Consider the following 13,473-nt stretch of genomic DNA (forward strand, 5'->3'; position numbering starts at 1 on the left):
CGCGCTTCCGTGCTGAACGAGTCATTGAGGCGCTTGAACGCACCGAATGACTCGTTCAGCACGTTGAACCACACCAATGACTCGTTCAGCACGTTCAACGGACCAAATGCGGCATTCGCGTGGGTCAGGAGAGGACGGCGAGGGCGTCGATCTCGACGAGCAGGCCCGCGGGCAGGCCGACGTAGACGGTGGTGCGCGCGGAGAAGGGCTCGGTGGTCATGAACTCGCCGTAGGCCTCGTTCATCTCGGCGAAGTGGGCCACGTCGGTGAGGTAGACGCGGATCATCACGGCGTCGTCGAGGGAGGCGCCCGCCTCGGCCAGCACGGCCTGGACGTTCTTCAGGGTCTGCCGGGTCTGCTCGGCGACGGTGGTGCCGACGACGTCGCCGGTCTTGGGGTCGAACGCCACCTGGCCCGCGACCTGGAGGATGTTGCCCTTGCGCACCCCCTGGGAGAACTTCGCCACCGGGGTGGGGGCCTCGGCGGTGCGGATCTCCTGCTTGCTCATCTCGTTGTCCTTCCTCATCTCGGAGTCCTTCCTCGATCGGTGGGGTTCTCCTGAGCGCCCTCCGGCCGCCACCCGCAGTCGGCCGAGGCGGCGCGCGCCGCGGCCAGCAGTTCGGGGAGCAGGCCGAGCAGGCCCTCGAAGTCGAGCAGCATCTCGGGAACGGACAGCGACATCGCCGCCAGCACCTCGCCGCGCGGCCCGCGCACGGGTGCGCCGATGCAGTGGATGAAGTCCTCGTGCTCGCGCCGGTCGACCGCGTAGCCGCACTGCCGGACCTGCTCCAGCTCGGCCAGGTACGCGTCGGCGTCGGCGATGGTGTTGGCGGTGAGCCGGGGGTAGGGGATGGAGCGGGCGACGGCGCGGCGCTCGTGCTCGGGCAGGGCGCCGACGAGGATCTTGCCGACGGCGGTGCAGTGCAGCGCGGCCTGTTTGCCGATGCGCGAGTACATCCGCACCTGGTGCCTGCTGTCGTACTTGTCGATGTAGATCACTTCGCCCGCCTCGTAGCTGGCGAGGTGCACGGTGTGGCCGGTGCGCGCGTTCAGCTCGCGCAGGTGCGGCTCGACGGCGCGGCGGACGTCGCGTTCCTCCAGCGCGCGGAAGGACAGGTCGAACAGCGCCGTGCCGAGCCGGTGGTGGCGCGCGCCCTCGCGCTGGACGAAGCGGTGCTTCTCCAGGGTGCGCAGCAGCCGCAGCACGGTGGACTTGTGCACGTCGAGCGTCGCGGCGAGGTCGTCGAGGGTGCGCGGCCCCTCCCCCAGCTCGCGCAGGATGACCAGCGCGCGGTCCAGGCTCTGACTCATCCCAGCCTCACCCCTTCGGTGCTGACGCGGGCTCCGCGCCACGCGGGTTCGTCGGCCTCCAGCAGCGCCGACACCAGCTCGGCGGGCAGCGCCTCGCCGACGTCCTCGTGCGTGAGCAGTGTCCCCGCCGCGCTGAGGTGGCCCGCGCGCAGCCGCCTCCCGGGCTCGCGTCCGTCCAAAGTGGACGCCAGGAAACCGGCGGCGAAGGCGTCCCCCGCGCCGACGGGCTCGACCACGTCGACGGAGAGCGCGGGCTCGAACACCCGCCGACCGTCCTCGATCAGCGTGGCACCGTCCGCTCCTTGTTTCACCACAAGGGTTTTCGGCCCGGGTAACAGGGAACGGACCTGGGCGGGGTCATCGGTCCCCCACAGCGCTTCGGCCTCGTCGGAGCCGACCAGCACGATGTCGGCGGAGTCGGCCAGCTCGCGCAGCAACTCCGGTCCGCCGCCGCGCTCCCACAGCGCGGGCCGCCAGTTCACGTCGAAGGACACCAGGTAGTCGCCTCGCCGGTCGCGCAACACCGCGCGCAGCAGGTCCAGGCAGCTCGGGGAGAGCGCGGCGGTGATGCCGCTGACGTGCACCAAACGCGTGTGCGCCAAGGAGATCCGGTCGAGCAGGTCGGCCCCGAGCGCGGACGCGGCCGACCCGCGCCGGTAGTACGTGACGGCGCCGGGCTGCTTGAAGTACAGGCCGGTCGGCCGAGCGGGGTCGATGTGCACATCCGTGGTGTCGACGCCTGCGGCGCGCACCCGGCCGAGCACCGCGCGGCCGAAGGAGTCGTCGCCGAGCGCGCTCACCCAGCGGCTGCGGAAGCCGTGCCCGACGAGGTGGCACGCGACGTTGGACTCCGCGCCGCCGACACCCTCGGTCCAGCTCCGGGGCGCGGCAGCGGGCACGAACACGGCCATGGACTCGCCGATGCAGACCACGTCGCCCGAGCTGTTCACCGTGCTCCCCCCATGTGTTGACCGGCCGGCCCGGCGAATGCTACACACCCTCGCAGCACATAGCGCAATAGTTGTTGCACTAGACGCAACGAAGGAGCGGTGCCCCGTGACGTCCATCGACCGTGCGGCGATCGAAGCGAGCCGTGCCGAGCGCATCGACTGGCGCTTCAAGGGCCTGCCCGAGGCGTTGCACGGGCTGACCATCGCCGAGGCGGCGGAGCGGCGGCTGGACCTCTTCGAGGACGGGTTCCTCGGCCCGGTCGTGGTGCTCGACGCGCCCGCTATGCGGCACAACCTCGACACCATGGCCGCGTGGTGCGCCGGGCACGGACTCCGGCTCGCGCCGCACGGCAAGACCACCATGGCCCCGCAGCTCTTCGCCGACCAGCTCGACGCGGGCGCATGGGGCATCACCGCCGCCAATGCCAGCCAGTTGCGGGTGTACCGGGCCTTCGGCGTGCAGCGCATCGTGTTCGCCAACCAGCTCGTCGACCCGGCCGCGCTGCGGTGGCTCTCCGCCGAGCTGGATCGCGATCCGGAGTTCGAGTTCGTGTGCTGGGCCGACTCCGTGCGCGGCGTCGAGCTGATGACCGAGGCGCTGACAGCGGCGGGCGGAGCGCGACCGGTGGACGTGCTCGTGGAGCTGGGCGGGGAGAACGGGCGCACCGGCGCGCGTGAGCTGGACACGGCCGTCGCGGTCGGCGAAGCGATCGCCGCCAGCCCGGTGCTGCGCCTCGCGGGTACCGGGGGTTACGAAGCCGCTGTGGCGCACGGAGACTGGGCCACGAAGCAGTCCACTGTGGACAAGTACCTGGTGAACCTGCGCGAGCTGACGATCCGGCTCGCCGAGCACTTCACCGGCCCGGCGGTCGTGACGGCGGGCGGCAGCGCGTACTTCGACCAGGTCGCCGCCGCGATCACCGAGCCGTGGCCGGACGGCCTCGACGTGGTGCCGGTGTTGCGCAGCGGCGCGTACCTGACGCACGACGACGGCTTCTACCGAGGGATCTCGCCGTTCGCGCGCGACCACCGGCTCGGCGGCGGAACCGCGTTCCACTCGGCACTGCATGCCTGGGCGCAGGTGACCTCGCACCCTGAGTCCCGTTTGGCACTGCTGACCGTCGGCAAGCGCGACGTGTCCTTCGACGAGGGGCTTCCCGAGCCGCAGCTCGTGCGCTCGGGCACGAGCGTGTCCACCTTGGCCGGCTGCACGGTCAGCGCGCTCAACGACCAGCACGCCTTCCTCCGGCTGGCCGAGGACGACCAGGTGGATGTCGGGGACTGGGTTTCACTTGGGCTCTCGCACCCGTGCACGGTCTTCGACAAGTGGCAGTTGATCCCGGTCGTCGAGGGCAGCACGGTCGTCGACTACGTCAGGACGTGGTTCTGATGCTGGTCTTCCGTGGCGCGCAGATCGCGGACGGCACCGGCGCGGACCTCTTCCGCGCGGATGTCGCGGTGTCGGAGGGGCGCATCCTGGAGATCGCGCGCCACGACCGGCTCACCGGCTCGCGGGTGATCGACGCGGACGGCCTGGTACTGGCACCCGGTTTCATCGACATGCACTCGCACTCCGACCTCCAGGTGCTCGCCGAGCCCGCGCACGAGGCGAAGGTGTGCCAGGGCGTCACGCTCGAAGTGCTCGGCCAGGACGGGCTGTCCTACGCGCCCGCCGACGACGCGGTGCTGACCCAGCTCCGCCAGCAGCTCGCGGGGTGGAACGACGACCCGGCGGGTTTCAACTGGAACTGGCGCAGTGTCGCGGAGTACCTCGACCGGCTGGACCAGGGCATCGCGGTCAACGCGGCGTACTTGGTACCACAAGGAACTGTGCGGATGATGTGCGTGGGCTGGGAGGACCGCCCACCCACACCGTCCGAAGTGGACGCAATGAAGGAACTGGTCGCTCGTTCACTGCGCGAGGGCGCGGTCGGGATGTCGTCGGGGCTGACCTACACGCCCGGCATGTACGCGGACACGGCTGAGCTGGTCGAGCTGTGCCGCGTCGTGGCCGCGCACGGCGGCTACTACAGCCCGCACCACCGCAGCTACGGCGCTGGCGCGGTCGAGGCGTACGCGGAGATGGTCGAGGTCTCGCGCGGTTCCGGGTGCCCGTTGCACCTGGCGCACGCGACGATGAATTTCCCGGTGAACAAGGGAAGGGCGGGCGAGCTGCTGTCCATCGTGGACGAGGCGATCGCCGAGGGTTGCGACATCAGCCTCGACACCTACCCCTACCTGCCCGGCGCCACCTACCTCTCCGCGCTGCTGCCGAGCTGGGTCTCCGAGGGCGGCCAAGACGCCGCGCTCGCCCGGTTGTCCGATGTGGACACACGGGAGCGGATCAGGGTGGAGCTGGAGGAAACCGGCTCCGACGGGTGCCACGGCGTCGCCGTGGACTGGACGACGATCGAGATCAACGGGACCCGGCGCGCGGAGAACTCGCACCTCGTCGGCCTCAGCGTCGCCGAGTCCGCGTCGGCCGCCGGGCGCGCGCCGAGCGAGCTGTACTTCGACACGCTGATCTCCGAACGACTGGGCACCTCGTGCCTGATGCACGTCGGCCACGAGGAGAACGTGCGCGCGATCATGCGCCACCCCGCGCACACCGTGGGCAGCGACGGCCTGCTCGTCGGCGAGCGCCCGCACCCGCGCGCGTGGGGCACCTTCCCCCGCTACCTCGCCCGCTACGTGCGCGAACTCGGCGTGCTGAGCCTGACCGAGTGCGTCGCGCACATGACCGGGAACGCGGCGCGACGGCTGCGGCTGCCCGATCGGGGGCTGGTGCGCGAGGGCTACCGCGCGGACCTCGTGCTCCTCGACCCGGAAAAGGTGGCCGACACGGCAACGTTCGACCAGCCGCGCAGCCGTCCAACTGGTATCCCGTACGTCTTCGTCAACGGGGTCGCGGTGGTCGACGACGGCACCAGGACCTCGGCACTGCCCGGCCGGGCCGTGCGCAACTCCCACACCACTGGAGTCGTCGCGTGACAGGATTGCTGAACTGGCTCCAACACTCAACGGGCGGGCTGCTGACCCTCTCCGGCGTGGGCATCGCCGTGCTGCTGTTGATGATCATCAAGTTCAAGGTCGAGCCGTTCATCGCGCTGCTGATCGCCGGACTGCTGGTCGCGCTCGGCGCCGGGCTGTCCATCGAGGCGATCGTCGGCTCCGCGCAGAGCGGCAAGAACTCCTTGGTGGAGAGCGGTTTCGGCGGGGTGCTCGGGCACGTCGCCGCGATCATCGGCCTCGGCACGCTGCTCGGCTCCATCCTGGAGGCCTCCGGTGGCGCCGAGGTGCTGACCCGCAGGCTGCTCGGCGCGTTCGGGGAGAACCGCGCGCCGCTGGCGATGGGCCTGTCCGGCCTGATCTTCGGCATCCCGGTGTTCTTCGACATCGGCATCTTCGTGCTGGCGCCGCTGGTCTACGTGGCGGCCCGGCGCAGCGGCCGCTCGATCCTGCTGTACTGCCTGCCGCTGCTCGGCGGCCTGTCGGTGATGCACGCGTTCCTGCCGCCGCACCCCGGCCCGGTCGCGCTGGCGGGCCTGCTGAAGGTCGACCTCGGCTGGCTGATCATCATGGGCCTGGCCTGCGCGATCCCCGCGTGGATCGTCGGTGGCGTGCTGTTCCCCGCGTGGATCGGCAAGCGCATCAACATCCCCGTCGCGGAGGAGTTCATCGAGGCGGCCAAGGTCGCGGCGGAGAAGAACAAGGGCCGCGACGAGCCCTCGCTGGGCCTGGTCAGCTTCATCATCGGGCTGCCGCTGGTGCTGATCCTGCTCGCCACGTTCGGCAGCATCCTGTTGCCCAAGGGCCAGCTGCTCGCGGTGTTCACCTTCTTCGGCAGCCCGCCCGTCGCGTTGACCATCGCCGTGCTGCTGGCCTTCTGGCTGCTGGGCACGCGGCGCGGCATGACCGCCAAGGACATCGGCGAGCTCTCCAGCGCCGCGCTGCGCCCCGTCGGCATGTTGCTGCTGGTGATCGGCGCCGGTGGTTTCTTCGGCGCGGTGCTCTCGGCGACCGGCGTCGGCAAGGTGCTCGCCGGGACCCTCGCTTCGGCCGGGCTGCCGCTGATCGCGCTGTCCTACGTGATCTCCTGCGGCCTGCGCATCGCCCAGGGCTCGGCGACCGTGGCGATCGTGACCACCGCGGGCATCGTCGGCCCCCAGGTCGCCGAGGCCGGGCTGACGCAGCCGCAGCTCGCGCTGATCGGGGCGGCCATCGCGGCGGGCTCGATCATCGCCTCGCACGTCAACGACGGCGGTTTCTGGATCGTGTCGCGGTACTTCGGCATCTCCACCAAGGACACGCTCAAGACGTGGACCGTGCAGGAGACGATCCTGTCCGTCGTCGGCTTCGCCGTGGCCGCGGCGTTGATGGCCGTCGTCTAGGACCCGCAACGTCGCCGAGGTCGCCTACTCCCGTTTCGTACTCATAGCAGGATTGGGGAGCGCTCTTTCCCGCTCTGAGTACGAAACGGGTTCTCCGGGCCACCCCGACGGATGGTCAGAGTGCGGCAGGACCAAGTGCACGCACACGGGTTACGCGGCGAGCGGAGTGCTTCGACGTGCCTGCGCGACGCACTCCACGCGCGCTGGCTGCGGGGTCGGGTCAGCGGGCGGCGGCCACCTTGGTCGCCTTGCGGGTGCGCTTGGTGGCGTCGGCCTTCTTGGTGGCCTTCTGCGCGGCGGTCTCCTTCACGGGCGCGGAAGACGCGGCGGCCAGCAGGGGCTTGAGGAACTTGCCGGTGTAGCTGCCCTTGGCCCCGGCCACGTCCTCTGGGGTGCCCTCGGCGATCACGGTGCCGCCGCCGGAGCCGCCCTCGGGGCCCATGTCCACGAGCCAGTCCGCGGTCTTGATCACGTCGAGGTTGTGCTCGATCACGATCACGGTGTTCCCCTTGTCCACCAAGCCGTTGATCACGCCGAGGAGCTTGCGGATGTCCTCGAAGTGCAGGCCGGTGGTGGGCTCGTCCAGGATGTAGACGGTCTTGCCGGTGGAGCGCTTCTGCAGCTCGCTGGCGAGCTTGACGCGCTGCGCCTCACCGCCGGACAGCGTGGGCGCGGGCTGGCCGAGCCGCACGTAGCCGAGGCCCACCTGCACCAGCGTCTTGAGGTAGCGGTGGATGGCGTTGATCGGCTCGAAGAACTCCGCGGCCTCCTCGATCGGCATGTCCAGGACCTCGGAGATGGTCTTGCCCTTGTAGTGCACCTCCAGGGTCTCCCGGTTGTACCGGGCGCCCTTGCAGACCTCGCACGGCACGTAGACGTCGGGCAGGAAGTTCATCTCGATCTTGATGGTGCCGTCACCGGCGCACGCCTCGCAGCGCCCGCCCTTGACGTTGAAGGAGAACCGGCCCGGCTGGTAGCCGCGGACCTTCGCCTCGGTGGTGGCGGCGAAGAGCTTGCGGATGTTGTCGAACACGCCGGTGTAGGTCGCCGGGTTGGAGCGGGGCGTCCGGCCGATCGGCGACTGGTCGACCTGCACGAGCTTGTCGACCGCGTCCAGGCCGTTGACCCGGACGTGCCTGCCGGGCACCTGGCGCGCGCCGTTGAGCCGGTTGGCCAGCACCGTCGCCAGGATGTCGTTGACCAGGGTCGACTTGCCGGAGCCGGACACGCCGGTGACCGCGACCAGGCAGCCGAGCGGGAAGTCCACGTCGATCCCGCGCAGGTTGTGCTCGCGCGCGCCGACGACGGTCAGCTTCCGCTTGGGGTCCACCGCGCGCCGCACCAGCGGCAGCGGGATCTCCCTGCGCCCGGAGAGGTAGGCCCCGGTCACGGATTCCTTGTTCTTCAACAGGTCCTTGTACGGCCCGCTGTGGACGACCTTGCCGCCGTGCTCACCCGCGCCGGGGCCGATGTCCACCACCCAGTCCGCCGACTGGATCGTGTCCTCGTCGTGCTCGACGACGATCAGCGTGTTGCCGAGGTTGCGCAGCCGGGTCAGCGTCTCGATCAGCCGGTGGTTGTCCCGCTGGTGCAGGCCGATCGAGGGCTCGTCGAGCACGTAGAGCACGCCGACGAGACCGGAGCCGATCTGCGTGGCGAGCCGGATGCGCTGCGCCTCACCACCGGAGAGCGTGCCGGAGGCGCGGTCGAGCGAGAGGTAGTCGAGCCCGACGTCGAGCAGGAAGCTCAGCCGCTCCTGCACCTCCTTGAGCACGGCCGCGGCGATCATCTTCTGCCGCCGGTCGAGCACGAGGCCGTTGAGGAACTCCGCGCACTCGCCGACGCTGAGCGCGCAGACCTCGGCGATGGACTTCTCGCCGCGCTGCTTGTGCTCCAGGGTGACCGCGAGGATCTCCGGCTTGAGCCTGCTGCCCTGGCAGGCCGGGCACGGGATCTCCCGCATGTAGCCCTCGTACCGCTCGCGCATGTAGTCGGACTCGGTCTGCTCCTGGCGGCGCTCCAGGAACGGGATCACGCCCTCGTAGTTGGCGTAGTAGGCCCGCTCGCGCCCGTAGCGGTTGCGGTACTTCACGTGCACCTGCTGCGAGACGCCGTGCAGCACGGCCTTCTGCGCCTTGGCGGAGAGCTTGCGCCACGGCGTGTCCATCCGGAAGCCGATGTTCTCCGCCAGCGCCTCCAGCAACCGCTGGAAGTACTCGGCGGTCTGCCCGGTCGACCACGGCGCGATGGCGCCCTCGGACAGCGGCAGCTCGTCGTCGGGCACGACCAGCTCGGGGTCGACCTCCTTGCGGACACCGATACCGGTGCACTCCGGGCACGCGCCGTAGGGCGAGTTGAACGAGAACGACCGCGGCTCCAGGTCGTCGACGGCGAGCGCGTGACCGTTGGGGCAGGCCATCCGCTCGGAGAACCGGCGCTGCCGCTCCGCGCTGTTCTCCGGCTGGTCGACGAAGTCCAGCACCACCAGGCCGTCGGCCAGCCGCAGCGCCGTCTCCACCGAGTCGGTCAGCCGCTGCTTGGCGCTGGACTTCACGGTGAGCCGGTCGATCACGACGGAGATGTCGTGCTTCTCCTGCTTCTTGAGCTTGGGCGGGTCGGTGAGCTGGTGCACCGCCCCGTCCACCATCACGCGCGAGTAGCCCTGGCCCTGCAACTGCTCGAACAGGTCGACGTACTCGCCCTTGCGGCCGCGCACGACGGGCGCCAGCACCTGGAACTTGACGCCGTCCGGCATCGCGAGCACCTGGTCGACGATCTGCTGCGGGGTCTGCCTGCTGATCAGGTGGCCGCAGGTCGGGCAGTGCGGCTTTCCGGCGCGCGCGTAGAGCAGCCGCAGGTAGTCGTAGACCTCGGTGATCGTGCCGACGGTGGAGCGCGGGTTGCGGCTGGTCGACTTCTGGTCGATGGAGACCGCGGGCGAGAGGCCCTCGATGAAGTCGACGTCCGGCTTGTCCATCTGCCCGAGGAACTGCCGCGCGTAGGCGGAGAGCGACTCGACGTACCTGCGCTGCCCCTCGGCGAAGATCGTGTCGAAGGCGAGGCTGGACTTGCCCGACCCGGACAGGCCGGTGAAGACGATCAGGCTGTCCCTGGGCAGGTCGATGTCAACACTGCGCAGGTTGTGCTCGCGCGCTCCGCGAACAACGAGGCGGTCGGCCACGGGGGTCCCTTCGAGGCTTGCTTTGGGTGGCGGCGGGCGGCCCGTCCCTCCCTCTTTCCGAGGGGCGGGGAGAGCGTCCACAACTGGCCGGGTCCCATGCTAGGCGGGGGGTCTGACAATCTCGGTTCCCCGCCCTGTTCACGCAGGTCAGGAGCCGTTGTCACTCCAAGACTACGTCCTTGGTCTCCCGGGAGCGGAGGAACACGACCAGGCTCACCAAGCACAGGACCGCGATGTACCACGGGTACAGGTGCGCCAAACCGACCGCGCCCAGCTGTTCGACCACCAGCGGCGCCGTTCCGCCGAAGATCGCGACGGTCAGCGCGTAGGGAAGGCCGATGCCCGCGGTGCGGACCTCGGTCGGGAACAGCTCGGCCATCGCGGTCGGCGCGACGGCTCCGTACAGCGCGAAAAGTAGCAGCCCCAACGTCATGCTCAGGAACAGCGACCACGCCGAGGAGTTCAGCAGTGCGAACAGCGGCACCACCAGGAGCACGTACCCGGCGGCGAATCCGATCAGCAGCGGACGCCTGCCGATCCGGTCGGACAGCGCTCCGAACAGCGGCAACGCCACGATCATGATGAGCTGTGCCGCGGTCGAGGCCCACAGCGCGGCGCTCTCGTCGACCTTGTGCGCGGACTTCACGTAGGTCGGCAGATATACCGCGAACGTGTAGTACGCGATGGTCGCGCCCGCCGTGAAACCGACGACCTTGAGCGCTGCCAAGGGATAGCGGCGCAGCACCTCCAGCGTCGGCCGGGTGACCTTGCGCTCACGACCGCCGGAGAGGTAGGCCTCGGTCTCCTCCAGCGTGCGGCGGAGGTAGAGGCCGTAGAGCCCCAGCAGCGCGCCGATGACGAACGGGACGCGCCAGCCGCCGTCGATCAACCCCTGCTTGCCCATCACCGCGACCAGCAACGTGGCGAGCAGGGTCGCGGCGAGGGTGCCCAGCACGTTGCTGACGTAGATGAAGCTGGAGTACAGGCCGCGCTTGCCGGGCGGGGCCAGCTCCGCGAGGTAGGTCGACGCCGCCGCGAACTCACCGCCGGTGGACAGCCCCTGCGCGATCCGGCCGAGCAGCAACAGCGCCGGCGCGAGCACCCCGACCTGCTCGTAGGTCGGCGACACCGCGATGACCAGGCTGCCGCCCGCCATCAGCAGCACGGACAGGGTCAGCCCGGCGCGGCGGCCGTGCCGGTCGGTGAACGCCGCGAGCAGCATCCCGCCCAGCGGTCGGAAGAAGAAGCCGACCGCGAAGACCGCGAGCGTGCTCAGCGTGGCCGTCAAGCCGTCGACGCCCTTGGGGAAGAACTGCGTCGAGAAGTACACGGCGAAGATCGCGTACGCGTTCCAGTCGAACCACTCCAGCCCGTTGCCGATCGAGGCGGCGACCAGCCCGCGCCTGCGGTGCTGAGGTGGTGCTGCTTCGCTGCTCACGGTGCCTCCGCGGACTCGATACCGACTGGTACCGGCATTGAACGCGGATTCGCGTTCGGTTACTCCGGACTTCCAGCTAGTGGGACGGACGAAACGGACACCCATCCACGATCGGGTGGTACCCGGACGGGGCAGTCGCACCTAGGCTTGCTGGTTCCATCCGAGCACCTCCACCGCGGGAGGAACGCCATGGCAGGCACTGAGACCGGATCGCGCGCCCGTTCCGTTCGGGCCAGGGTCCCCCGGCCGAGGATGAGCGTCGAGGAGGCCACCGCCCGCGCAAACGATGGCCTCGCCGCGCTGGAGCACGCGACCGAGCGGCTGCTGGAGGTCGTCGCCGGGCTCGACGAGGGCACCATCCGCGGCGCGAGCGCACTCGACGGGTGGAGCAGGGGGCACGTCATCGCGCACCTCGCGCGCAACGCCGACGCGCTGCTGAACCTGCTGACCTGGGCCAGAACCGGCGTCGAGCACCCCATGTACGCGAGCCGGGCGGACCGCGACGCCGACATCGAGGAGGGCGCGCGCCGGTCGGGGCGGTTGCTGCGGGAGGACCTCATCGCGGCGTGCGAGCGCTTCGCGGCGGCGGCCGGGGCGATGCCCGAGACCGGCTGGCGGGCCGAGGTGGTCGTCGGCGACGGCTGGCCGTTGACCGGCCACGAGATCCCGTGGCTGCGCGTGCGCGAGGTCTGGATCCACCTGGCTGATCTCCGGTGCGGCTTCGACCTGGCCGACCTCCCCGAGGAGGTGCAGGAGGAGCTGATCGACGACGCCGTCGCGCACTACGACGGCATGGACGGCGTGCCGCCCTTCGCGCTGCGGGTCGATCTGCCCGACGGCACTCAGCGCGAGTGGATCGTGAACGGCACCAACGACTCCTCGACCGGTGCCGTGCGCGGTGACGCGATCACGGTGCTCGCGTGGTTGACCGGCCGAGGCGACGCGAGCGCCCTGTCCGGCGACGCTCCCAGGCTGCCCGACTGGATCTGACCGGCGACGCCGGTGCGCACCGCCCAGCCGAGCCGGACGGCGAGGGCGAGGCGCATCGTGCGCAGCACCTGCACGCGCGCGGCGCGGCGCAGCGGTGGGACGGCGGCGGTCAGCGCGTCGTAGATCGGCTGCTCGACGAGGCGCGTCAGCAACCAGCCGAGCACGATCGCCATCGCGACGACCAGGAAGAAGCGGGGCCACGGACCGACGCCGATGTCGACGAGCCTGCGCGCGAGGATGTACCCGAGTTCCTGGTTGGCCAGGTAGACGCCGTAGGAGATGCCCGCGAGCCACCTGATGGGCTTGGCCAGCGCGCGGATCGGCGCGATGTCCCAGTCCGGCCCGAGCGCGGCGAAGCACATCAGCACGACCATGACCCCGACGCCGATCGAGGACGGGATGTCGTCGCCGAGCTGGATGATCTGGGCGTAGGTGGCCGCTCCGAGCAGCGCCAGCGCGTGGACCGCGCCGATGCGCCTGCTCGACCACAGCCAGATGGTGATGCCCACCGCGAAGAAGTGCGCGTGGTGCAGGACCAGCGCCCCGAAGATCCGCGCGACGAACGGGTCGTCGAGGAACCAGCGCATCCCCAGTGGGACCGCGATGATCAGCCACGCCAGCACCGGAACCCCGCGCCCGCGCACCAGACCCGAGCCCGCGAGCGCCGCGGCCGCGATGAACGCCGGGATCTGGATCGTCAGCGTCCAGTACGAGAAGTCGATGTAGGCAGCGCCGACCCAGGGCTGCAGCAACATCATGTTCGGCAGGATGTCGCTGGACTGCACCGCCTTCCACCCCTCCGGCGCGACGAGCTTGATCGCGGAGTAGGTGAGCAGGACGGCGAAGAGGTACACCGGGATCAGCCGGGCGAGGCGGTGCTTGAGGAAGTAGATCGGCGGTCTGCGGGCCAGCGTCACGCACACGAAGTACGCGGAGATGATCAGGATCGAGTTCGCGCCGATCAGCAGCGTGAAGGACCAGGGAAGCCCGCCGATCTCCGGGTGGTCGTGCGGCCCGGTGTTCGTGGCGTGCTGCACCACGACGGCGAGAATGGCAACGACGCGCAGCACGTCCCAGCTGATCCGTCGGCCGGATCGTCGCCGGGGACGCTCTGGGGCGGTTCGCGAGTTCAGCACGGCACTCACCGGGGGCTGGGGAACATGATCTACGGCGGTAAGCCTAGAGCCGCCTCCTGAAGCGGAGCTGAGGGCT

Annotated in this window: 9 protein-coding genes and 1 pseudogene; 4 read left to right on the forward strand and 6 right to left on the reverse strand. The window is 70.1% G+C overall.

All coding sequences use genetic code 11. The features are described from left to right. Window positions 1–124: 124 nt before the first annotated feature. The 3 genes from CCN37_RS11210 to CCN37_RS11220 are packed head-to-tail and all read right to left on the reverse strand — an operon-like array spanning window position 125 to window position 2,261. The gene (locus CCN37_RS11210) at window positions 125–508 is read right to left on the reverse strand and encodes a RidA family protein (RefSeq protein ID WP_086820690.1); all 384 of its coding nucleotides are present in this window, start codon (window positions 506–508) and stop codon (window positions 125–127) included. A gap of 14 nt (window positions 509–522) precedes the next feature. Further along, window positions 523–1,311: an IclR family transcriptional regulator gene (locus tag CCN37_RS11215; protein WP_086820671.1), complete on the reverse strand. Its 789-nt coding sequence runs from the start codon at window positions 1,309–1,311 to the stop codon at window positions 523–525. Next, window positions 1,308–2,261, reverse strand: a complete 954-nt coding sequence (locus CCN37_RS11220) for a sugar kinase (RefSeq protein ID WP_256388035.1) — start codon at window positions 2,259–2,261, stop codon at window positions 1,308–1,310. Before CCN37_RS11220 ends, CCN37_RS11215 begins: the two co-directional genes overlap by 4 nt. Window positions 2,262–2,376: 115 nt before the next feature. On the opposite strand from CCN37_RS11220, the gene CCN37_RS11225 reads away from it, so the two are divergent. From CCN37_RS11225 to CCN37_RS11235, 3 genes are read left to right on the forward strand one after another with little or no spacing between them, the layout of a single operon-like run. Next, window positions 2,377–3,651: an amino acid deaminase gene (locus CCN37_RS11225; protein ID WP_246842950.1), complete on the forward strand. Its 1,275-nt coding sequence runs from the start codon at window positions 2,377–2,379 to the stop codon at window positions 3,649–3,651. Then, entirely contained in the window at window positions 3,651–5,252 is a 1,602-nt protein-coding gene (locus tag CCN37_RS11230; protein ID WP_371503989.1) for an amidohydrolase family protein, read from the forward strand. The genes CCN37_RS11225 and CCN37_RS11230 overlap by 1 nt, the downstream gene beginning before the upstream one ends. 5 nt (window positions 5,253–5,257) lie before the next feature. Continuing rightward, window positions 5,258–6,652: a GntP family permease gene (locus CCN37_RS11235; protein WP_086820694.1), complete on the forward strand. Its 1,395-nt coding sequence runs from the start codon at window positions 5,258–5,260 to the stop codon at window positions 6,650–6,652. A 220-nt stretch (window positions 6,653–6,872) separates the two neighbouring features. Here CCN37_RS11235 and uvrA read toward each other — a convergent pair whose 3' ends face one another. Further along, the gene (uvrA, locus tag CCN37_RS11240) at window positions 6,873–9,833 is read right to left on the reverse strand and encodes an excinuclease ABC subunit UvrA (protein WP_086820672.1); all 2,961 of its coding nucleotides are present in this window, start codon (window positions 9,831–9,833) and stop codon (window positions 6,873–6,875) included. A 160-nt stretch (window positions 9,834–9,993) separates the two neighbouring features. Then, window positions 9,994–11,271 (reverse strand): MFS transporter, encoded by a 1,278-nt coding sequence (locus CCN37_RS11245; RefSeq protein ID WP_210407968.1) that lies wholly within the window; start codon window positions 11,269–11,271, stop codon window positions 9,994–9,996. Window positions 11,272–11,460: 189 nt separating this feature from the next. Between CCN37_RS11245 and CCN37_RS11250 the strand changes: the two genes are divergently transcribed. Further along, entirely contained in the window at window positions 11,461–12,261 is an 801-nt protein-coding gene (locus tag CCN37_RS11250) for a maleylpyruvate isomerase family mycothiol-dependent enzyme (protein WP_086820674.1), read from the forward strand. Window positions 12,262–12,413: 152 nt separating this feature from the next. On the opposite strand, the pseudogene CCN37_RS41420 reads toward CCN37_RS11250, so the two are convergent. Then, window positions 12,414–13,406: pseudogene (locus tag CCN37_RS41420) on the reverse strand (acyltransferase family protein); the annotation flags it as partial. Window positions 13,407–13,473 lie beyond the last annotated feature (67 nt).

It is taken from the genome of Allokutzneria sp. NRRL B-24872, assembly GCF_002155965.1.
Lineage (GTDB): Bacteria > Actinomycetota > Actinomycetes > Mycobacteriales > Pseudonocardiaceae > Allokutzneria.

Coding starts and splice junctions, on each gene's coding strand:
- CCN37_RS11210 (WP_086820690.1), bottom strand. CDS start 508: ATGAGCAAGCAGGAGATCCGCACCGCCGAGGCCCCCACCCCGGTGGCG.
- CCN37_RS11215 (WP_086820671.1), bottom strand. CDS start 1,311: ATGAGTCAGAGCCTGGACCGCGCGCTGGTCATCCTGCGCGAGCTGGGG.
- CCN37_RS11250 (WP_086820674.1), top strand. CDS start 11,461: ATGGCAGGCACTGAGACCGGATCGCGCGCCCGTTCCGTTCGGGCCAGG.
- CCN37_RS11230 (WP_371503989.1), top strand. CDS start 3,651: ATGCTGGTCTTCCGTGGCGCGCAGATCGCGGACGGCACCGGCGCGGAC.